Genomic DNA, 23,552 nt, shown 5'->3' with positions numbered 1-23,552 from the left:
TAGCGACAATTGCAGCGACTAGGACATTCGATTGACAGCATGTCCAAGTTTTCTATTTAACGAGCCCATGCAAGTCCGTAGATACGAGAATACGGATGGGCTCCGCGAATGATCCGCGCGCATTCGTCGATCGTGCTTCCCGTTGTATAAACGTCGTCTATGAGTAAAAGGTTTACTGGTCGCGGCGTAACGGAAGCCGCATCGTCCATGCATTCGAAAATTCCCTTCATGTCGATGACGCGGCTGCGTCTCGATTTGAGGCTTTGTTTCTCGGTGTGACGGGTTCTGCGAAGTAACGGTACATACGGAATGCTGTACCATTCGGCCAGTTGCACGGCTAGGCTCTCCGCTTGGTTAAAGCCGCGTTCGCCCAGCCGCTCCGGGGAGAGAGGCACGCTTGTAATCGCGCCGATGGACATGCTCGCGAACCGGGATTCATAAACGTAAGCGAGCATGGCCGCCAATATCGGGGCCAACCGTTCGTTCCCCCGGTACTTGTATCGGGCAAGCCAGTCCCTCATCCGATCATCGTACCTAACGGCGCATCGGCACGCTTCGAAATACCTAATCTTCCTTCGCGCACAATCGCCGCACCTTTCGGCGCGCCCGCACACGCGGCACAGCGGATGCGTAATCCAAGGAATGTCCGAACGGCATACCCCACATAAAGCTTGCAGAATCCGTCGCGGACGCGGATGTCGGACCGGGAGAAGGAGCGGCGAATGGCTGCTGCGGCGTTGACCGCATATCGGGCAAGCGTGCCGCGAGACGGCGAACCATTGGGAGATTCGATCGAGCGCGCTCATGATGGGTTCGCCTCCGTGGACAGTGCTCCGCGATGCAAATAGCCGAGTTTGTTCGCCAGCCGGTTCATGCCGCGAATCTGGCGGACGGCGGCTTGTTGCGCAGCGGTTCGTCTCCGGGCGGCGTAGCAAACCATCCCGTTCGGATCGTCGGCCGATCGTCCGGCGCGACCGGCCATCTGTACGAGCGCGGCAGCGTCGAACAACGGATCGTCGGCGTCTAGTACATACACGTCGCTCTTCGGGATCGTAATGCCCCGCTCCAGAATCGTCGTCGTAACGAGAATGCGAATGGCGCGTTCGCGGAACATGGATACTTTATCCGCGCGCTGAGAATCCTTAGATGAAGTCCCCTCGATCCGCGCGGCGCTGTCGACCCCGAGCGTTAACGCGTTCCGTCTAAGCAGTCTGACTAGCGGCTCCACGTGGCGAATCTTCGGGACGAATAAGAATAGCTGCGCGCCTCGCCGGACCGACTGCTTCAAGGGATTCGCGAGGCGTTTAGGTACCGCTGTCCATTGTGCAAGCGAAGGCAGAGAGAGGCACTCGGGCACTGGCAGCGGATTCCCGTGGTAGCGCACGGGCACCCGCGCGCACGGAAGGCGGCGGCGAGCCGCTTCCCGCTGCATGGCCGGGGGCGGCGTGGCGCTGAGATAGAGCGTTGCGCCGCCGGGCTTGCAGCACTTGGCGGCTGCGAACTGCAGCGTCTGGTCGTCCTTATAAGGGAAGGCATCCATTTCGTCGATAAGCACGAGGTCGAATGCGGCTTGAAAACGTATAAGCTGATGCGTCGTCGCGAGCGTAAGCGAGCTGTTCTCCCAACGGTCGGCGCTGCCTCCGTAGAGGGTGGACCGCGAATAGCCGGGGAACGCAGCCGCAAGCCGCGGCGCGAGCTCGAGCACGACGTCCCGCCGGGGCGTGGCGACGAGCGCGCGGCCGCCGCGCGACAGCACCGCTTCCAGCAGCGGGAAGATCATCTCGGTTTTGCCGGCGCCGGTGACCGCCCAGAGCAGGAACGCGTTGCCTGGGCGGCGGACGGAGCCTCGCTCGCCGGCGAGGAAGCGCAGCGCGGCGGCAGCGGCTTCGCGCTGCGCGGGGCTCAGGCGCCAGCGGCCGAGCGAGCTTGCGGCGGCCGCCTGCGCCGGGTGCGGCGCGCCGGTGTCGCGGGGCGCCGCGCCGATGACGAGCAGCCCGCACGCGCGGCTGCGTCCCATCGTTAGGCATGCCTCGCAGTAGGCGCAGGCATGCCCTTCGCAAGCGGCGCAAGGCGTGCGCCGCAGGTTGTCTGCGCCGCTGCCGCAGCGGCGGCACCTCGGCGCCGCGGAGCGGCGCTGCTTGCGCAGCCAGCCCCAACCCCGGCGGGGGCTGGCTGCGCCCGGGGGTGCGACGGCGGCGACCAGCCGTACCGCGCCCGCGAGCTTGGCGCGCTGCAGCGCGGCGTAGCACGCGGCACGATCCGCGCCTCCGGGCGCGGACGCGAGCAACTGCAGCGCCTCTTCTTCGAGCAGCGCCCGGCCTGCCAGGCGCGCGCCCGCTTCCCGCGCTAGCGCCGCTATGAGGCGCGATCGCGTTCCGTCCGCCACTGCCAGCGCAGCCCCCTCAACCGGCTCGAACGAAGGCGCCTCCTCGTCCTCTCCCGCCTGCTCTGCCCAGGTTATTTTCGCGATGCGGCTTAACTGCTCTTTCACCTCTCGCGCTTCTAAGCTGCTTCTCTCTAGCTCCGCGTTCATACGCTCGCACGCCAACTCCGCCATGCCGAGGGACAGCTTGTCCGTCAGCATGACGATCGATTCGCCTCTTAAGCCTCGATCGCCCAACCAATTCGCGTCGGCGTCCCAAGCGATCGAATACTCCGCCGTCCACCGCCCGCTTTCTTTCACCGCATACAGAATCGCCTTCATCGCGCTTCGCCTCCAACAAAAAAAGCACGCTCCCAACCGTCATCCGACGATCGAGGCGTGCTTCACCCGATTATGTTCCTTAACATGGGACAACGTCGCATACCTCCCAGGCTACAAACGCCGCCAAGGCGGCAGCTTCGCTGCATGTTCCTCGCGTCCAAGCTCCACCCAGACGACTTGCTCGGACACGTTCCCCCCGTCGCCTGCCCGAGAACACTCCCAACGATCCCTATTCGCTATCGCTCTCTCGTCTTCGTGCCTCACCAGCTCGATCCCGGCATTGCCGCGCGAGAATCTTTCCACGATCGCCCCCGTCTCGTCGGTCGAACGATCCAGCACGACGGTGATGCCGATATCGGTGCCCGAACGCCGCGAGAACCGTCGAAGCGCCCTAACGTAGCCTTCAATGTGCAATTGGTGATTACCAGCGACCAGTACATAGTGACGGCGGCTTGCGCCCGCGCTCTGCCTGTAAGCCCAATGCGCCCATACCGCCGCCGCCACGTAGAATCCGATGATCCATAATAAATCGGGAATCACGGCGGCCACCTCCTTAGGGTTGTGCCTCAATATATGCCGTACCGGAGGAAGGCGTTCCATATCGCTAATCTTCGATTAATGCAGTCGATGCACCTTCGCGTAAGCGTCCATCGTTTCATCGACCGTAATCGTAACCGCATCGGACTTAACCGTGCCGTTCGTATACGTCGCGGTGAACACGAAGGTGTAAGTTCCGTCCGTCAGCAGGGAGAAGTCGATGTCCGTATCCGCGCTCCGATATAAAGCGTTCCACCTCGTCTTGGCCGCATCGGTCGAACCCAATGCTTTCGGTTGCTGCCCGAACGCTACGACGGTTACGCTTGCCGCCTTCGTGCCCGAGGCTCCCGTATCCGTAGTCGTTGACTCCAGCACGTACGCTTCGCCCGCCCAGAACGTACCGCTCGGCCGATCGGGGTCGTACTTCTCGTTGTAGACGAGCCGATTACGTTCCCATGCCTCCGTATGCTTGACTGCTCCCGCCACTCCGAGCGCACCGACCTGAACCGTTTTCGTTACAATAACCTCCGGAGCCTTCCCGTCGCTGACCGTCATCCTGATCGTCCATGTCCCCACAGCCTGCATTCGAATGGATGGGCCTGCGTGCGTCGAGTAAGGGGGATGGAACGAATGCGAGAACGTTTGCTTCGTTCCGTTTGGCGATACTACCTCATAACCGACGGCAAGCGTATCGTTGTCCGGATCGCTTGCGGTCGTGCTGAACTGGACCGCGTCTCCCTCATATACCGGTTTTGGCGACCAATCGAAGTCCGCCGCGGGCGGCCGGTTGATAGAGAAAAATTTCGGCGCGCTCCAGTCGCTCCATTCCGCGCCGTCGTACACGCGCGCTTGAACGTACAGGTTCGTCCCTCCGGGCAAATCGACACTCGGTACCCAGCTCGTCGCGGTACCCGTCCGGATTCCGGACGACAGAAGAAGCGTTCCTCCATATCGCATGATGCGCAATTCATATTGAGACTGGGGATCTCCGTCTTCGTCCGCATATGTCCAATGGAATGTCGGACGCACCACGGCGAACTTCGTCGGGTTGTTCTGATCCGTACTCGCAGGCACGGTTACATCAGCGGTTGGAGGGCGGTTTATCACTGGCGTTTCGATTGTAATGGTCTGCTCTTCCCAATCGCTCCACGCGCCGAATTCGTCTCTCACCGTCTCGGCGACGGTGTACTCTCCCGCCAATGTCGGAACGACCAGTTGCCGATTCACTTGCTTGCCGTCAGGGTCGATAAAGTAATATCGCCTTTCAAGAACTCCCCGCGTCGTCCTATAATCAATTCCCGTGGCCTCAGAGCTGTAATTCGTAGCACTCAGCCATCTATCGGGGTCATAGCTTGTATCCGCCCACTCCACTAATTGGGTGGTGCTATTGATCGATAGTGAAAACTGGGCAATCGGCCGTCTGTGAACCACGATATGATGATTCGCAGGGTCCGACTCTTGTCGGAATTCTTCGAACGCCGTCTTCGGATACTTGTACCCGCTAGGAGCAGGGTCGTCCGTCTCCGCCAACTCGACGCTGTATACGCCAACCTTGGATAAAGAAGGGCTTGGTTGCCGCACGATGACCCCATTGTAGCTATTCGTTCCTACGGGATCGGAAGTTCCGTCGCCGACGTTAAGGAATTTATAAGGCTGGATGTTCGTAAACTTCCATGTTGTTTTATCGGATAGGAGCGGGTCGTTTTCTAAATCGGTGTATGTTTTGTTGTACGTGATAGGAGCATTCACGATGGCTAAATTCTCCACCTCATCACCCGTTAGTTCGTGTATCGATGCACAAAAGTCTTTAATTACAGCATACGGAACTTCGGCAAAAAGACCAAAGGTTCCGGATGTAAATGTAGGATCTGTTTTCTCTATTATTGGAACCCCATTCATGTAGACCTTAACTTTTGTCCCGTTTACTTTGACTTTTAGGGTATAAGTTTGTTCGGTTTTAATAGGGTAAGCATAGCTAGCTAAAATCGTTCTTATACCTTCTACAACTTTAACAAAAGAAACTTGACCTGTAGAAACTTCGACTTTATACATATTCTTATGATCTTGCGATCTGAAACCCACGCCGACTCCGCTTTGATTGCTAAAGGTATTTTTATTGAATATGACTTTTAGCGATAGGTCGCCGTTCGTTATGGTATCTGTTCCGCTAATGTAACCGTAACTGTATGAATTATCGGAAGACGGCGTTGTTTGAATTGTCAGTGCTGTTTCGGTTACCCTATCATCGCTATCGCTACTTCCATCATCGTTCGTTCCACGACCACTGAAAGAATATTGGTAAACTATTCTAACTATTCCGTCTTGTGTTAAAGCTATACCCTTTATTCTGTTGTTAGACCAGCTATCGCTTTTACTACTGCTATTATGATAGCCATAGGATCTAACATCCACTGCGTCTGTCATACCCGTTGTGATATCACCTTCCTTAGCAAAGGTCTTCATGTCATAAATTAAAACATTCGTGTAATAATTAGCGATTATAAGCTTGCCGTCTGAAGAAATAACGGAGGCAGGAGTTGCTCTAATCCAAGTACCCTCAGTATCGTTGCCTCCGCCAACAGAAGTTTTTCCGATGAATTCTTTAATGATGCCAGCGCTTACCGTATTTCCCGTTACTAAATGATAAAATTTAAGTTCCCATCTCGCTTTCGCCCCGACAACCGTTTGAAACCCCGAATCAACCGTTTGGGCGATATAGGCCACAACATCGTCATAAACTCCCAAATAATAATTATTGTTAGTTGTGAAAGAAGCTACGTAGTGATTGAAAAATGAATGATTGGGAGTTTGATATAATCTAAGAATCTCACTACCGTTACTACCGTTTAAAATAGAATCGGTTTGAACATATGCATTATTGTTATTACTCACAGGAGCATTTCTCAAACCGCTTACAATTAACTTGGAAGAATCTGTAGATATATAGTCGATAACAGGTGCTTGAGAATAGAAGTCACCTGTATATCCCCATAATTTTTGTCCAGATGCGCTATATTTAGCGACCTCGCATGAACTAAAGAAGGTATAAGGATATCCATTTGTAAGGCATGAGTCTTTGTACTTATTGCCTAGCGTATCCTTGTTAAAATTCGATACTGTGGTTGTGCTAGTGGTGGTGGTTCCATCAGGATTTTTTCTTTCGACATCCAAATTAACACCATCAAGCACTGTTGCTGGCAATGTAAACGCACTTGGCATTGGAGGCGGTGTAACCATATTAGAGTAGGTTGGTAATTGGGAAGTTACAGAGCTGCTAATCGTGCTTAACAGATTTGTAGCACCTGTAGATAGGTTTAAATTGTAAATACGATCTGTCCAAAAAAAACCATAACCATATGAATACATAGGATTTTCTCTAACCCATATGCGTCCTGCATTCGGGTTTAGTGTTACATAACCATTTCCTATCGATACTGAACTAAGAACAGGCTCTTGACCATACCCAGTATGTCTAAACGTACCGTTTTCATTAAAGAAGAAAGCGTATGAACTCCCGTTTCCGCCTTGAGCCAACCATAGGCTTTCCCCAATCCGTTTAGTTGAGCTGAAATCGAAGTAATACCCGCTTACACTCCCCTGATTGCCGCATTGACCACAATAACCTCTTTGAATTTCTTGCTTACTTATCACTACATTGTTTGCCGTTAAACCTTTGTACGGTTGAACATGGCCCATACCTCTAGTTTCTAACGTATTATTGGAGACATTCAAGTTATATTCTTTACTCACCGATGCTTTCAACGGCGAAGAAGCATGCCATTCGGAAGAAGTCATTAGTGTATTCATTGTCGGTGAAAGTACCGTGATTTCCGGTGGTTCAGGATTTACGCTAAGCGCACTAAAATCAACCTCGGGGGATTCATTGATAACAGATAAGATGAAATCTTTTTTTGCTGTTTTCCCCCAATCTTCTTGTGCGAATACAGTAAATGAATACTTGCCGACCTTTGTAGGCGTGAACATAAATACGTCATCATCGGACATGATCGTATAACTGGATTCTTCCGCAAAGTTCCCGTCATTGTCCGAATCATACCTATACGATACGGTATTGATGACGATTTCATCGTTGTCCGGACTATATGTCGTATTTGTAAATTCAACAGCGACATTTCTTAATGTGATTGGCACAAATTCCAACTGAGGAATAGGCGGCAGGTCCGGTTTTACTTTCAGGCTATGCGCTGCTGGCGAAAGAGACTTTAAACCCGCGCTATCGAATACTTCGAGCGTGATGGTCTCGGTGCCCGGCGTCATATATTTATCTCGTTTGTTCGTCCATATATCCCTGCTGTGATCGATCGTACGTCCCATTGGGCTGTAGCTTCTTGCCCCGCTTATTGGGAACGCTAAAGGCCGCCCTTCAACGACTTCGCTCGGGGCATCGATGATTGGAACCGGGTTCGGTGGAACGACGTTGATACACGCCTGTTTTCTCGTGCTGCCGCCATACGGGTCTCTACCCGTAACATACACGCAGTGATTGCCTAGCTCGTCAGCCAACATATTGTTATAGGACTCTTCGTGAATATACGGGTCGTTAACCACGCCGATATTTCGTATCCATGAACTAGCGCTTCCCGCAAACTCCCATGTGTACGATATAGGATCCCCGTCCGGATCGTACGGTTCTTCCGGATCCGTCATAGGGTTATTCATGATCCTAAGGTCAACTCTATTACCTACGACAACCTCATAGAGTGGATTGATATTGCCCCGATCGTACTGCTTGAAGAAGCCAGGATTGAAAACCGGCGGATTGTTACCGGCAGGGACATTAACAGTTAATACCTTATCTGCGATCCACCCGGAATCTGCACAATCCGCGACGACTTTTATGGAGATGTTATTACTGCCGACGACTAGGTTATAGGGATAGTTGGCATAGGAATAAGTAGAGTCCGCTGTCCGACTCGTCACCTTGCCGCTGTACCAATAAACGCCGTCCGAAATCATCTGATATTCGTGATATTGATAAGTACAACCATTAGGGATGACGAAGTTTTTAGGCTTTAAAGTATAGGTGTCGCGCCAGTTGATGGAGTTCGAGGGGAGAACATCGAAGTCGCCGGTAATCGCGTAGGTTGGGGGTTCGGTAGTCGGTGTTGGTTCTGGTCCTGGCTCCTCACCAACCGTTAATGTAACGGAATTTGAGATCAGATACGTTTCAGGGAATCCTTTGTTGACGGTAAGCTTTACGCTGCCATCGGGCTGGCTCACCGAAACTAATTGATCTACCAATACTGGTTTTGTCCACGTAGCTGTAATCGTAGCCGTACCTTTTTTAAGCGCTTGAACGTTTCCGCCTTTACTTGCTACGGACACGATACTTGGATCAGAGGATGTCCACGTTGTTTCCATATCGGATCGAACGGATACCGGACTTCCAAAGTATGAGCTCGTGAATGCTTTCGTTTGAATTTTGGCATCAAGTTGCTGTGCCCCGCCGACTTTCATTGCCGTAGCAGGAGCAGACACCGCGATTTTCTTTGTTTCAGTCAATTGGCCTGCCCATTTGATCTTAACGGGCGTTTCATATAGAACTTGATATTTGCCTCCAGCAATAGGGGTTCGAATTGAAATTGTAGACGACCCACCGGTCGTTGTTTTAAACTTCGCTACTGTATCGCCTACTGGAACTGGATCTACGGCAGGAGTAAAAGTTCTCTTAGAAGTATCAAACACAATGTCATAAATCTTTACTCCCGAGGTCAAGCTCTTAGTAATAGGTTTCCCTTCGTAATCGGCCCAAGCCGTAGGGATCTGCCCTCCGTAATCGTATTCGTCAGGGACTACGCCTTCGGCGGGGTATGGACTACTACTCGACCCTGCATTATTAACTGTAATTTCACCCTTCCCCCACGAGTTATCCCATGTCGCATGGAATTTGCCATTATCCAGTTGAGTCCAATAGACGCCCGCCGGAGGGTCTGACGTGACGGATCCTGACAAAATAGTCGTTGTAATGGATTGTTCCGAAGAAACTGAACTTGATGCAGCCGAAGCACTGCCAATTATGAACGTATAGTTAGACAAAATTAAAAATACTGCTAAATAGAGCGATAATGCTTTTTGGGCCATGTGTATCACACTCTCCGTTCTATATAAAAATTGGGTATCAAACGACATTCGCTAAATACCCAATCATGTCGTTAAGGGCGGCCGAAGCTAAATTCGGTTCCATCGCTAGCTTTGATAATTCCAACAACTTCATTAGAGTCAATAGCACCAACTGACCATATATCTCTTTTTGTTCCTTTACTCAGAAACTTCATAGGCTCGTCCATCGGAACTACTGTAAGTCCAAGCCTCTTCGTTACATCGTCATCTACCCGCATGAAGTCGTACATATTGTTGTTTCTATTTATCTCTCCTGACAGCTTCAGGAAATCTGTCACATCCGTTTTACGTGTAATTGTGGATTCAAAAAAGAGATAGTAAAACCCTTTCTGATTCGACTTCCGTTCCTTTCCTACAAATAGTGGTGCATACAACCCTTTTTGTTCATTGGTTGTCAGGTCAACGACGATCATTCTATGGATGACAATATCGAGATCCGGATACGACAGCGTCTTACCTACAATATTCGTTAACTTGTTCTCCCTTCTGAACTTATAGTCGGTAACCCATTCAAGGTTCGTCTTCTCCACGCCCACTGCCCGCATTTCGTTTAGATCGTTATATGCGTCTGCCTTCGAACCTTCAACCTTCGCATATTGCATCATCATCGTCAGCACTTCCGCTCTCGTCGCTTGTCCACTCGGTTTGATCGAACCATCGGTATAGCCCGAGATAATACCTGTACCCCGAACGAGCGCAATGTATGGAATTTGTGCATCTTTAATCGCACCCGTAAACGACTCAGGCGTAGGCAACAACGTATCCTTGGTATCCTTCAACGCCTGTGCCATCGTGCTATCCGACTGCGCCAATCCGCTGGCCATCCATTTCATCAGCTCATATCGCGTAATAGGCTTGTCCGGTCCAAATCCTTTGCTATAATCCGACGCCGAGATCACGCCCATCGAGATCAATCTTCTAACGCTCTCTTTGGCCCAATGCTTGTCCATATCCGGCAGTACAATCGGGTTCGCGCCATTCATCAGCTTAGTGACACGATCCATGATAGATGCGACTTCCGCACGGGTTATGTTGTTATCCGGTCTAAACGTACCGTCTTGATAACCGCTAACGTACCCCTTTGCGATCGCCTGCTCGATCGTAACTTTCGCCCAGTGCCGATCGGATACGTCTTTGAACTTACTAACACTATGGTCACTCTCCGCCAGAACATCGAACGGAAGTAGCATCGCAACGCACACTAGCATCGCCAATAGAATATTGCCTTTTTTCATCATTAATCTCCCCTTACTCATTTCATCTCTTCGAACCTTCCGACGCGCGGCAAAACAAAAGCACCACGAAACGAGGGATCAACCCCCTGTTTGCGCGGTGCTTCCGGCTGTTTATGCGATTTCCTGATCTTATGCGATCAATATAACACCAACTGACATCATTTGACAACTACATTTTCCTGCATCGCAGCCTTCTCCCCACTGAAAAATAACAACCTTTCGCAGCTATTTCATCTCCCCAAGCGTCCCCTTCGCCGAATAACATCGATTTGCATTTATTTCTCCCACCAGGAGTGAATTTTCGAGATTTCAAGGAAAATAACTATCGATTCGCCGTTATTCCCCGCCCCGAACCAAATTTCCGAACAATAACTATCGTTTTGCCGCTAATTCCCGCCTCCAATCAGATTCCCGAACAATAACTATCGATTTGCTGTTCTCGCCCCCTCAACATCCATCTAGACGCCCAAACGACAAAAAAACGGATGCCTCTCCCTTGGAGAACATCCGTTCACGACGCGCTTATGTAGATTCGATTACAGCGTAACCCAACCATACTTGATCGAGTTGATAACCGCTTGCGTGCGATCGTCTACTTCCATCTTCTGCAGAATGCTGCTGACGTGGTTCTTGACCGTCTTCTCGCTGATGAACAGGTTCTCGCCGATCGTCTTGTTGCTCTTGCCCTCGGCCATCAGACGAAGCACTTCGGCTTCGCGTCTCGTCAGCGGGTTGTTGCCGCGCGGAACGAATTTCGTGACCGTCTCGCGGCTCGCCGCGGCGCCGGAAGTCGCGCCGATCTCGTCGAGATACGTCATGCGGCGAAGCTGGTTGATCAGCTTGCCCGTCACTTTCGGATGGATGTAGGCATGCCCTTCAGCTACCGTACGGATCGCGTTGATGAGCGACTCGGCTTCCATGTCCTTCAGCAAGTAACCGGTAGCGCCTTTGCGAAGCGTCTCGAACACGTAGCTCTCGTCGTCGTGAATCGAGAGAATAATGACTTTAATGTCCGGAAAAATATCGCGAAGCCTTTCCGTAGCTACGACGCCATTCTCGATCGGCATATTGATATCGAGCAGGACGACGTCCGGTTTGTGCCGGTTGCAGAACTCGAGCACCTGAATGCCGTCTCCGCACTCGCCGATAACCTCCAGATCGCTCTCCATGTTGAGTATGCGTTTAAGCCCCTCGCGGAAAAGCTGATGGTCGTCGGCAAGTAACACCTTAATTACGCGGGCCGCTGTTTTAGTCTCCACTAACGATTAACTCCTTTCCAGGATCTGCTTTGATCGGAACTTCAATATTCAACTTCGTGCCTTGACCTTTTGCTGACTTAATATCGATTTTCCCCTGCATCAACTCGACTCGCTCTTTCATGCCGATGATCCCGAAACGAGAATCGTATCTAGCCTTGGCGACTACGGAATCGAGGTTAAAGCCGACTCCGTTGTCTCCCACGACAAGTTCGACCGTATCTTCCCTGAACTCGAGTTCGAGCGACATATACGTAGCCTGCGCATGCTTAAGCGCATTGTTGAACGCCTCTTGCACGAGCCGAAACAACGCCGCCTCCATGGCCGATGGAAGCCGTTTCTCCTTGCCTACCGTCTCGAACACCGACCGGATATGCGTTCTCTCTTCGAAGTCTTGCACGAACTTACGAAGAGTCGGCACGAGTCCGAGATCGTCCAAAGCCATCGGTCTGAGGTTGAAAATGATTTTCCGGATCTCTTCGAGGCCGTAGCGGATTTGCGACTTCAGGTCGATCAGTTCGTTGCGTATGACTTGCAAGTCGCCCGTATCCAAGAGCCGCTCGGCAATCTCCGTCCTGAGCACCAGGTTCGCCAGCGATTGAGCCGGCCCGTCGTGAATTTCCCTGGCGATGCGCTTGCGTTCGTCCTCTTGCGCCAGAATGATCTTAAGCCCGATCATCTGCCGGTTTTTCGCGGATTCGAGAATTCGCGTCACTTGATTCAAATCGCCGGACAAATAATCGAGCACGACCGTCATCTGCAGGTTGATCGTGTCCGCGCGTTCGATCGACAGCTCTACGTTCCTGGCGCGTTTCTGCAGGTCGTCGCGGCGGGTTTTGAGATAATGTTCCTTCTCCCGGTATACCATTAGATCCAATTGCAGAGCCGTCGCTCTCTCGTAAGCCGACTTGATATCCTGCTCCGAGAAGCGTACGAAGTCGCGGCTTACTTCCGTCAGCCGCATTCTTGCCTTGCGGTAGTCGCGCTCCAGCGCGTCGACCTTGTCGATCGTGCTGGTCGTCTCGGCCATGACAAGGTCCAGCTCTTGGTTAAGCGAATGCAGCTCGCGGCGGGCGGCTTCGCAAATCTCGAAGACTTGCATCTTGCTGTCTTCCATGACGCTGATCGCGTTGTGTATGACGCGGTCGATCTGGTCAGTACTGAAATTCATCTTACCTTCTCCCTTGCATGAAAGACGCGCAACCGTGCCCCCGCTTGATGCCGCTTATCCGAATAAATATACACTCTTTATCATAACATATATCGTCATTGCGTTGAGAGAGCGTTATAGTGAAAAAACATAGAAAATTAATGAATCGTAATCGTTTTCGTTTTGGCTTCCCAATCTACCTTCTGCCCCAACTGTTCCGATATGACGCGTACGGGTACGTAGACGCTGTTCTTCACCAGGATCGGCGGCACGTTGATCGGAGTGCGTATGCCGTTAACCGTCATCTCGTTCTTGCCTAGCCACAATTCCAGCATCGTATCCCCGCGTACGACGGTTACTCTTTTCGCCGTGCCATCCCACTTCACGTGGGCTCCAAGACGATCCGCCACGAACCGCAACGGCAAGTAGTTCGTATACGTACCCTTCTGCGTGAAAGGCGCTCCCGGCAGCGTGACGGTCTGGCCGTCGACGGTCGCCTTCGTCTTGCCGACCTTCATCACGATCGTCGGATGGTACACTTTGATCGGATCAGGCGGATATTGCACCATCAGGTTGTCGAACGCCAGCTCGCCTTGAAGCAGCCTCTCGTCCTGGTCTTCCTCCATGTTCACGACATATAGCTTCGTCAACTTGGACGGGCCTTTCAATCCCGCAGCCGTCAAGTCTATGCGAATGTTCTTCCAACCGGACCAATCGATCTTATCGGCGATGGTCAGGTATACCGTATTGCCGCTCGCATCGATCGCTTCCGCGCGCAGCCAGCTCATGCTTTGGTCGCCCAACACGTCGAGCGTTAGCGCAGTCGGCGTTCCTTCGATCGCGATACCTTTACCGTCGTTCAAGTTGGCGTATGCGTAGCGTTTGCCCGATCCTACCGAGAAGTCGTAAGTCAGGTCCAGCACTTTGGATGACTCTCTGCCCGGAACGCCCGTCACGATCGAAGCCGAACCCGTCGTCTCGGCCGGGGCGCCGGTAAAGCCCACGTTGTATTTCACTTTCTCGAAGTCCTCGAGCGTCTTCTCCGTACCCGGAGTCAGCACAGCCATCGCCCCGAAGCCGTCGTATCTCGCGATCGCGTAACCGGCGATGATGTTCTTATCCACCTTATCCACGGTAAGCTTGCCATTATTCATCGTTCCCGTAAGTCCGCGGAACTCCCAATCGATCGATGCGGCCGGAACAGCCAGCACGCGTCCGTCCGTTAGCTGCGCCTTAACCGGCAGCGAGATGACGCCGCCTGGCTTCAAGACGGTCGAACCCGGCTCCACGATTAGGCGCGCGATTTGGGCCTCGCCGACAACCTCCAATGGCAATGTGGCGTTAGCGTTGCCAGCTTGCACTTGCAACGTCGTCGTTCCCGCGGAGGCGACTTGCAGCACGCCGTCTTGGAACTGACCAAGCGCGTCGCTTAAGCTCCATGCGGGTTGAAGCCCATTCGGGTCGATCGGGTTGTAGAACGTATCGTAAGCTTTCAGCGAGTAAGTGGCTTGTTGTCCGATGAACAGCGTCTTCGGACCGCTTGCGACGATTCCCTTCAGCTCTCCTTGAGGAGCGGAAGTAAAAACTCCGATCCCGTTCGTGACGAGGCGCTGCGTCGTACCGTAGAAGGTCGGGTGAGCGAGCGAAACTTGGAATTCGCCGAGCGGGCGGGCGACCATCGTCGTCGAACCGCCGCCGTCCATGTTGACGGCTTTCCAAATGCCGAGCTCTTTCATCATGAGCTGAAGCTCTTTGAGCGAGACGCCTTCCCGGCCGCCGTTCTCCTCGACCGTGATGAGGTAGGCCTTGTTGCCGTCCTTGGAGTAACCGACCGCCGTCCGCGCGCGATCCGCGTAGCCGCTGACGCCGTTAACGTCGCGGGAGAACTTCGCCGGTTGGCCGTTATCCATCAGCAGCGTGTGGCCACCGATCATCATCTCGAAGTCCGATTCCGTATACACTTTCTTGTCCGTAAGCGATTCAAGCTGATAGCGGGAAACGACCGGCTCCCCGACCTTCAATCGGTTCACGATGAATTTGCCGGAGTCGTATCCTTTGTGGCCGCGCAGGATGTAGCCGTTCGCGGGGATCGTCTTCGCGTCCAGCGCTTTGTCTGCCGACACTTGCGTAACGATGCCGTCCACGACTAGCGCCTCGACCGGAGTGATGCTGCTCGACATCGGCCGTTCGGCGCCCGTCCACGCGCTTGTGTAGATGTACAGCGCGTTGTTGTGGCTGTAGCCTTTGTCCGGCTCCGTACGGTAAGCGGACTTGTTCATGCCTGCCAAAGCGAATGACGTTCCATCAGCGGAAGTAACGTCGCCGGTGAACTTAAAGGCGTCGATCAATGCCTTTCTGTCCTTCGTAACCGCGAAAGCGTACATTCCTTGGAGCTGAGACGTACTGACGAGAAGCTTGCCGGACGTAATCTGCGCGCCCATCGGGGCGCCTTCGCTGGTAGACGCCGTTTGGAATACGTCGCCGTTGATCCCCGCGATCGCGCCCGTCTCCCTCGCCATCGCGCCGACGGACTGCCTAGCCGTTACGCTGCCGGCTTTACCGCCCATCGTATCCAACCTAACGTAGGGATTGGTCAGATCGGCCTCGAGTACGTGCATCACTTCCGTCGCTTGCTTCTTGTCGGACGATACCCATGAATACGTGATTTGCTTCACGCCGGAAGTCACGTACGACTCCGATTGCTTGACGAGCTTATACGTGACGACGGCTTTGTCCGCTGCCGAGGCGGCCTGAACGACGGGCGGGAACAAGCTCAATGTTGCCGGCGTGGACAAGACGAGCATTCCCGCGATGATCGGAAGGACGAGTCTGTTCGTGCGTTTCGATAGTTTGGATTCGATTCTATTTGCCTTCATATTCCACTCCCGTGAATCTATTGTATTTTTAGAGAGTAAGCTTTGCCGCCTCCTCTTTCTGTATAAAGTAATAGACTCTATTTCGGGCGAAAAGTTACTTGCGATAAGAGAATACAATCACATCGTTACCTGCGAAAAAATAAAACTATTAATCCCGGGCACCCTATAAAATAAGCCTTCTCGCGATAGGCGAGAAGGCTTATGACTTAGGCATATTTCTACAATTCCAACAGCGCTCGTTCCGCTCTCGCGAGCTTCGACCGGACTAAGCGATACGATTGCTCCAGCATGGCCAGGAGCTCGTCTTCGGGTACAGTCCCGTTCAGCACCACGGTGTTCCAATGCTTCTTGTTCATATGGTACCCGGGAAGCACGGCGCCCGGATATTGCTGCCGCAGCATCCACGCTTCCTCCGGATCCGCCTTCAGGTTCACGCTCTCGTCGGCTCCCGTCCTTCCAAACAAGGCGAACATCTTGCTCCCGACGTACAGCACCGGCAGATCAGGATCGAACGGGTACTTCAATGCCGTTCCGGCTTTATTCAAACCGATCTTAATGAGCCGTTCGTGATTCATAGCAATTCCGCGTACTCGAGGAATTTCATCAGCATGACGGAAGCTTCGGCGCGCGTCGCGTTGTTCAGCGGCTTAAGCTCGGTCGCCGATACGCCCTGGATGAAGCCCGCGGTCACGCAGATGGACACTCCTTGCTTCGCCCAACTGCCTACTTTAGATGCATCCTTGAAATTATCCAGCGCTGTCGGTGACGCGACCACGGAGATGCCAGCATGGTTCATGGCGCGAACGAGCATCGACGCCATCTCTTGGCGGGTAATCAGAGCATTCGGACGGAAGTTGCCATCCGTTCCGCCCGCTACGATCCCCGCTTTACTAACTGCTCCGATATACGCCGCGGATGCATCCCTCTGAACGACGTCCGGATAGCGTGCAGCCGAGGCTCTATCCCCATTCAAACCGAGTCCGCGAGCGAGATACTCGGCGAATTCAGCCCGTGTGATGCTTTTGTCCGGGGCGAAGGTTTTAGGAGTCGGACCATCGACGATGAACTTGGAGGCCAGCTTAGAAACCGTACTTTTCGCCCAATGCTTCTCCATATCGCTGTAGGCAGTATTATTACGAACGACGGCGTAGACGCCGTTATTCTTGCTTAAGAAATCAATATTAGTCCCTTGGCTTAACTGCGTGAATCGAGTCGGGACATAGACCAACTCGCCGGCGTCTTTGTCGTAACGTACGACCGTAACATTGTCGGTATTCCCCACAGACGACTGGAGGGTGAACGTCCGAGTGACGTACCTTTCGTAACTTTCGATAGGCTTCACTTGGCTTCCAATAAGCTGCCCAGCAGAAAACTCGGTTGGCGAAATGAGCAGATTCGCAGATGATAAATTGATCGCGGAAGTCAAGCTCGCGTCATATGTCTTCTCTATCGTGAGCAACAACTTAGCAATAGAGATATCCGCGTTCGCCAGATTCAATTCTTTGCTGTAATTAATCGCGGATAGCGGTAACGTATATTGAAGATCTCCCAATTCGATGCGAAGCGTAGCGTTCGATGATCTAGTCGCCGCGTCCATCATGGAGCTAAATGGTACGCTGACTTGGGCATTCTGGTCCGCGGGTAATTTCAAAGTCAGGTTTGGACTCGACACGCCATAGCTAGACCCTGTCCTAATGACGTCATACGCGGCTAACAGTTTGGCACCGTCGATGGCGTATCGATATCCGGAACGACCGGAAGGCAGCGCGGCATACTCCATAGTTGTCGATTTGGCGACGTTAAGACTTACTCCACCTATACTGTCTAACACAAGATATTCCGGCAAGCCCGATGAGGTAGCGGTTCCGCCTCCCGTTGTCGTTCCGCTACCGGTCGAACTTCCCGAGTTTGTATTATTAACGTTCAAATCAGAGAAGGAATCGAAGATGAAGCCCGATGTATCCCTAAGCGAAGTACCGGTTTTGCTATAGCTCAGCGTCACGGGTACGCCGCTCAGCACTGACGTTGCCAGCGTAATATTAACCTGGGAACCTTGTACACTGACGGTTGACACACCGCTATATGCACTGCCCGCCCGGATTGCAAACTGAGACGTTAACGGGATTGTCGTCGAATCAAGCATTCTATTATAAAACAGAGTAATGACATTGTTCGTAAGTACCGCCATGTCTACATCTGCGGAGGTAGAATTGGCTGTCACAGACTGACCGTTAATCGCTGCCGCCGGATTGCCTGATAGATCAGCAATTCCAAAGCTGCCCGGAACATAGTTCAGATAGACAACCGCTCCCGGTTCGATCGCTTGACCTAAAGTAAGTAAGACGCTATTATTCGCGATCGAGATGCTCGAGATCGACATCATTTTAGCGTTGCTTACTACAGTGAAATTGTTCTTGGAAGGCACCTGTGTTGGCAGTAGACCTTCATTGTAAATCAGTCTCACCAGCGCTCCGGATACGGTCGCACTCGTTAAGGCAGGCGGTCTCGTGTCATTTGCATTTTGTACGTAGAAGTCTGCGAACGCGTTCACGACGTTTCCGCTAAAATCGCGAAGAGGCGATAAACTTGGTATATAAGTAACAGATACCGATTCCCCGCTAGCCACTGGTTTGACTAGCGTTAACGTAAGCATCGAGCTGTTAATACTTGCTGCTGCGACGCCCTGATTGACCCCGTTTATTTTAACCGTGAATTGGGATGTCGCAGGCGAAACTGTCTGCAACGAGCCATTAAAATTTATATTTACTGTTTTATCTGAAACGCTTCCGCTAGACGGCTGCGTCTGTGTTGTAACCGACAAGCCTGTAACGGCTTGACCATTGAATGAAGTCGCCAAGTTTCCTGATAAATCCTGTAATTTATTGGCCATATTGCCGTCAACTGTATAGGATACTTTAACGATCTGTCCTGCGGCAACACCAGAATGAAGCGTTAGTCGAACGGTATTGCTACTAACAGCGACAGCGTCGACTTGCATCGGTATGTCGCTTACCGTCACATAATAATTGCCGGGGAAAGGTACATGGCCACTATCCAATTCCTCATTGTATGTGAGTACCACCGTGCTTCCTTCTAATTTAACACCAGCAACAGTTGGAGGAGCTAGATCTGACCCCATGGTCATGAATGTCCATCGGTAATCATTCAGTATTCCCGGATACGGGTTAAGATAATAGTCCGTAATCGCATTATTCGGGATATTGACGACGTAAGAAGTCGCGGGTTGTAAACCTGTTACATCGAACGAAACTTTCCGCGGGTCCGTGATTTCCCGTACTATCGGGAATGTTAAAACCCCGCCCGAAGCTGATTTAAGCTCTGCGACTGCGCCCGAATTGATAATGACATCTTCGTTGAATTGCATCGTGAATTTGGTACTTGTCTTTACCGCCTTATTGCCGTTCGAAGGTGTCGTGCTAATCAACTCCGGGTTACCCGCATCCGCTATAATATTGAAGAGCCAGGAACCGTTAGTAATACCGCGAAAATAATTCCCTGACAAATCCGATATCACCTGTTCACCTATCGTGACGGAGTACAGATTCCCTTGCGAAAAATTGCCGCAGCCAAGAAACGATGACGCCGGCGTAATCGTAAGCGTATCCGTGCCGCTGCCGACGACCGCTGTGGAAGTTACCGGGATTGTGCAGAAATGACCGGAAGGAGCCGTTATGCGTTGAATAGATATGGTGCCTCCGACTACCTGTACAGGCTCGCTGAATTTAATCGTTATTGTACTGTTATTCGCCGAGATTGAACTACCATGTGCCGGCGACAAAGACACGACCGACGGCTCTGTTGTATCCGTTGTAGCTGCAGTCACGAACGAGTCGCTTGCGACCCAGAATTGGCTAAATAACGTCAGAATAAGCCCGAGTAATAGATATCTACGTAGATGCATTGTAGGATTACCTCCCGAAAAAAGTCACACTAGTACTTTTTATGTCGGCTTGGAGGCTGGAGAATTTTAGGGCGTAACGACCTATTTCTTCGCGTTAAGAAAAATAAAAAAGGCTCCCGCTGTCGCGGAAGCCTTATCTACATATGGCTATTTGGTTTATTCCAAAGCGCCCTTCTTCAACGCTTCTACGCGGTCCAGACGCTCCCATGGAAGGTCGAGATCGGTGCGGCCGAAGTGGCCGTATGCCGCAGTCTGACGGTAGATCGGACGGCGAAGGTCGAGCATCTTGATGATGCCGGCCGGACGAAGGTCGAAGTTGTTCGTGATGAGCTCGACAAGCTTCTCTTCGCTGACTCTGCCGGTGCCGTAAGTATCGACGTTAACCGAAACCGGTCTTGCAACGCCGATCGCGTAGGCAAGCTGGATTTCGCATTTGTCGGCGAGACCCGCCGCGACGATGTTCTTGGCGACGTAACGCGCCGCATAAGCAGCGGAACGGTCCACTTTCGTCGGGTCTTTGCCGGAGAACGCGCCGCCGCCGTGGCGTGCGTAACCGCCGTAGGTGTCCACGATGATCTTACGTCCCGTAAGACCTGCGTCGCCTTGCGGTCCGCCGATAACGAAACGGCCCGTTGGGTTGATGAAGAACTTCGTCTCGCCGTCAAGCCATTCTTGCGGCACGACAGGAGCGATAACATGCTCGCGGATGTCGCGTTGAATTTGTTCAAGCGTTACATCCTCCGAGTGCTGCGTGGAGATGACGATCGTATCTACGCGAACCGGCTTGCCGTCCACGTATTCGATCGTTACTTGCGTCTTGCCGTCCGGGCGCAGGTAGCCCAGCGTGTCGTTCTTGCGAACTTCGGACAGACGGCGGGACAGGCGGTGCGCGAGCGCGATCGGCAACGGCATGTATTCCGGCGTCTCATTCGTCGCGAAGCCGAACATCAAGCCTTGGTCGCCTGCGCCGATGTCTTCGTTCTCTTGCTTCATATCTTTGCCGTCGCGGCTCTCGAGAGCGGCGTTAACGCCTTGCGCGATATCGGCGGATTGTTCGTTGAGGGAAGTCAATACGGCGCAAGTGCTGGAGTCGAAGCCATACTTAGCGCGCGTGTAGCCGATTTCCTTAATCGTGCGGCGCGCGATCGCGGAAATATCGACGTAATCGGCCTTGCTCGTAATTTCTCCGATAACAAGCACAAGTCCTGTAGCTACGGATACTTCGCACGCTACGCGAGCGTTCGGGTCCGCTTCCAAGAACGCGTCGAGAACCGCGTCGGAAATCTGATCGCAAATTTTATCCGGATGGCCTTCCGTGACCGATTCGGATGTGAAGAGATGCCGTCCTTTAATCGACAATTTCTTCAACCCCCATATACAAAAAATGAACCTTTTCCGATTGGAAAAGGCTGTAAGACAAACCTTCGAATAATAATGATACCGTAATTGTCGAGGGGTGTCAATGTAAAGCCCTTGATCCTCGTTCGCCTCAGATGATCGTTTGTTGCGCTTGTTGTACGAGCCTTTTCGTGATTTCGCCGCCGATCGATCCCGTTTCCCGCGACGTTAAGTTCCCAAAGTATTGTTGCCCGAAGTTCGCGCCGCCGACGCTGCCTAATTCTCCTGCGAACTCCGTATCCATGTCCGTCGATCCTTGACTCAGAGGCACTCCGAATTCTGCAGCGATCTCGTACTTCATCTGATTGATTGCGCTCGCGCACTCCGGAACGATCTTCTGTCTGCGGTTAGCCATAATTCAATTGCCTCCTTGATAGGTGATGGCGTTAGTATGCGCTGTCTACATGCGGTCAAGGCGTATGAGATTATGGGTGTACGGGGAAAATGTTCTAATCGCCACCGCAATCGCGGCTCATATAATCGCGCAAGGCGGCGCGCCAATGTCGAAGCGGTTGGAATCCGGCATGGATGAGGTTATCGTTGCCTAGCACCGAATACTTCGGCCTTGGCGCAGGCCGAGGATATTCTTCCGTTGTGCACGGCGCGATAGGAATATGTTCCATGCCCGCTTCCTCGAAGACTGCTTTCGCGAATTCGTACCACGTACAATGTCCGCTGTTCGTCGCGTGATACACGCCGTATTTCTTAGTTTGCACTAACTCGATAATGAATTTAGCCAGGTCGTGCGTATAGGTTGGACTTCCCTTCTGATCGTTCACGACCTTCAGCTTGGTATTCTGTCGCGCTAACCGCAGCATCGTGCGAACGAAGTTGTTGCCGTATTTTCCGTACACCCAGGATGTCCGCACGATGAACGTCTTCTCGCATAAAGCGGATGCCAGCCTCTCCCCCTCGAGCTTAGTCTTTCCGTATACGCTCCTTGGATTCGGAACATCCAGCTCCCCGTAAGGTATCGTGCCTTCGCCGTCGAAAACATAATCCGTACTTATATAGCAAAAACTAGCTCCGACCGCCTCTGCCGCTCCGGCGACGTTCCGCGTCCCTTCGACGTTAACGCGCCAGGCGCCGTCTTTGTCGGTCTCGGCTCGATCTACGGCGGTGTAAGCAGCCGCGTGTACGATGGCATCGGGCTGCAACCGCTTGATCCCGAGCAGGCATTGATACTTATCCGTAACATCCAATTGCGATCGGTTCAGACCGACGACTTCGCAACGCTTCGAACATAATCGAACAAGCTCTTGTCCAAGCTGACCGTCGCCTCCGGTGACGACAATGGTTAGCGGGCGTATCGGTCCATCGCTCATCGGCGGTAAGCTCCCGAGATAATACGCTCCATCCACGGTCCGTTCGCCAAGTACCAATCGATCGTCGCCTTGATGCCGGACTCATATCGATGTTTGGGAGACCAACCTAATTCGTTTTTGATTTTCGATGCATCGATCGCATATCGGCGATCATGACCAAGACGGTCATCTACGTATCGGATTAGAGATTCGGGTTTGCCTAAGTGCCCCAGGATCGTCCTCACGACGTGAAGATTCGTGCGTTCATTGTTCCCGCCTATATTATAGATTTCTCCATCGCGCCCTTGATGAAGCACGAGATCGATCGCGCTGCAATGATCCTCCACGTACAGCCAATCCCTTACGTTCATTCCGTCGCCGTATACGGGCAGAGACCGATCGGCGAGCGCATTGCGTATCATGAGCGGGATCAGCTTCTCCGGAAATTGATACGGACCGTAGTTGTTGGAACATCGCGTGATGTTGACCGGAAGCCCGAACGTCTCGTGATAGGCGCGGACGAGCAAGTCGGCTCCCGCTTTGCTGGCCGAATAAGGGCTGTTAGGCGCAAGCGGGGTCTCTTCCGTGAACAATCCTTGGTCGCCCAGCGTTCCGTATACTTCGTCCGTAGATATTTGAACGAACTTCTGGACCTTGTACTTTAGTGCCAGGTCTAACAAAGTCTGCGTTCCGAGCACGTTGCTATGAACGAATATGCCGGGATTTGCGATGCTGCGATCTACATGTGACTCCGCTGCGAAGTTGAGCACTGCGTCGATGCCATTTTCAAATAGCGGCTCAAGCGCTGCTCGATCTGCGATATCCGCCTTGATGAACCGATATTGAGGCTGATTGTCCAATCTAGATAAACTATCTAGATTACCTGCATAAGTTAATAAATCCACGTTGATCAAACTGTACGATGGATGTCCCCGCTGCATGTAATGCAAGAAATTGCTTCCGATAAACCCCGCTCCGCCAGTAATGAGCAATCTCATGCGATTCACCCTCTACATAGAACTTACGCAT

At 52.5% G+C, this 23,552-nt stretch carries 14 protein-coding genes; all 14 read right to left on the bottom strand.

What is annotated here, in order from left to right:
- Nucleotides 1-56 precede the first annotated feature (56 nt).
- Nucleotides 57-806, bottom strand: coding sequence for a ComFC family protein (locus tag COHPA_RS0116295; protein ID WP_027087230.1), 750 nt, complete (start codon nt 804-806; stop codon nt 57-59).
- The gene (locus tag COHPA_RS0116290) at nt 803-2,704 is read right to left on the bottom strand and encodes a helicase-related protein (RefSeq protein ID WP_027087229.1); all 1,902 of its coding nucleotides are present in this window, start codon (nt 2,702-2,704) and stop codon (nt 803-805) included. Before COHPA_RS0116290 ends, COHPA_RS0116295 begins: the two co-directional genes overlap by 4 nt.
- A gap of 111 nt (nt 2,705-2,815) precedes the next feature.
- On the bottom strand, nt 2,816-3,244 hold the full coding sequence (locus COHPA_RS23640; protein ID WP_027087228.1) for a hypothetical protein: 429 nt from the start codon (nt 3,242-3,244) through the stop codon (nt 2,816-2,818).
- Between the two features lie 75 nt (nt 3,245-3,319).
- Nucleotides 3,320-9,343 carry an Ig-like domain-containing protein gene (locus COHPA_RS25225; protein ID WP_169733273.1) on the bottom strand — a complete coding sequence of 2,008 codons (6,024 nt, stop codon included), beginning with the start codon at nt 9,341-9,343 and terminating at the stop codon, nt 3,320-3,322.
- 71 nt (nt 9,344-9,414) lie between these two features.
- Nucleotides 9,415-10,617, bottom strand: coding sequence for an S-layer homology domain-containing protein (locus COHPA_RS23635; protein WP_027087226.1), 1,203 nt, complete (start codon nt 10,615-10,617; stop codon nt 9,415-9,417).
- A gap of 536 nt (nt 10,618-11,153) precedes the next feature.
- The gene (locus COHPA_RS0116270) at nt 11,154-11,876 is read right to left on the bottom strand and encodes a response regulator (RefSeq protein ID WP_027087225.1); all 723 of its coding nucleotides are present in this window, start codon (nt 11,874-11,876) and stop codon (nt 11,154-11,156) included.
- Nucleotides 11,866-13,044 carry a sensor histidine kinase gene (locus COHPA_RS0116265; protein WP_027087224.1) on the bottom strand — a complete coding sequence of 393 codons (1,179 nt, stop codon included), beginning with the start codon at nt 13,042-13,044 and terminating at the stop codon, nt 11,866-11,868. Before COHPA_RS0116265 ends, COHPA_RS0116270 begins: the two co-directional genes overlap by 11 nt.
- Before the next feature lie 137 nt (nt 13,045-13,181).
- Entirely contained in the window at nt 13,182-15,899 is a 2,718-nt protein-coding gene (locus tag COHPA_RS0116260; RefSeq protein ID WP_027087223.1) for a phosphodiester glycosidase family protein, read from the bottom strand.
- Nucleotides 15,900-16,117: 218 nt separating this feature from the next.
- Nucleotides 16,118-16,474, bottom strand: coding sequence for an MmcQ/YjbR family DNA-binding protein (locus COHPA_RS0116255; RefSeq protein ID WP_027087222.1), 357 nt, complete (start codon nt 16,472-16,474; stop codon nt 16,118-16,120).
- Nucleotides 16,471-19,821: a SwmB domain-containing protein gene (locus tag COHPA_RS0116250; RefSeq protein WP_027087221.1), complete on the bottom strand. Its 3,351-nt coding sequence runs from the start codon at nt 19,819-19,821 to the stop codon at nt 16,471-16,473. The genes COHPA_RS0116255 and COHPA_RS0116250 overlap by 4 nt, the downstream gene beginning before the upstream one ends.
- A gap of 156 nt (nt 19,822-19,977) precedes the next feature.
- Nucleotides 19,978-21,180, bottom strand: a complete 1,203-nt coding sequence (gene metK, locus COHPA_RS0116245; RefSeq protein ID WP_027087220.1) for a methionine adenosyltransferase — start codon at nt 21,178-21,180, stop codon at nt 19,978-19,980.
- 130 nt (nt 21,181-21,310) lie between these two features.
- On the bottom strand, nt 21,311-21,574 hold the full coding sequence (locus tag COHPA_RS0116240) for an alpha/beta-type small acid-soluble spore protein (RefSeq protein WP_027087219.1): 264 nt from the start codon (nt 21,572-21,574) through the stop codon (nt 21,311-21,313).
- Between the two features lie 94 nt (nt 21,575-21,668).
- The gene (gene rfbD, locus COHPA_RS0116235) at nt 21,669-22,544 is read right to left on the bottom strand and encodes a dTDP-4-dehydrorhamnose reductase (protein WP_027087218.1); all 876 of its coding nucleotides are present in this window, start codon (nt 22,542-22,544) and stop codon (nt 21,669-21,671) included.
- Nucleotides 22,541-23,521, bottom strand: a complete 981-nt coding sequence (gene rfbB, locus COHPA_RS0116230) for a dTDP-glucose 4,6-dehydratase (RefSeq protein ID WP_027087217.1) — start codon at nt 23,519-23,521, stop codon at nt 22,541-22,543. The genes rfbD and rfbB overlap by 4 nt, the downstream gene beginning before the upstream one ends.
- Nucleotides 23,522-23,552: the final 31 nt, after the last annotated feature.

This window comes from Cohnella panacarvi Gsoil 349, from assembly GCF_000515335.1.
In the GTDB taxonomy this organism is placed as follows: domain Bacteria; phylum Bacillota; class Bacilli; order Paenibacillales; family Paenibacillaceae; genus Cohnella; species Cohnella panacarvi.
The sequence above is the reverse complement of the archived record's forward strand: the minus strand, read 5'-3'. Positions and strand labels throughout refer to the sequence as shown.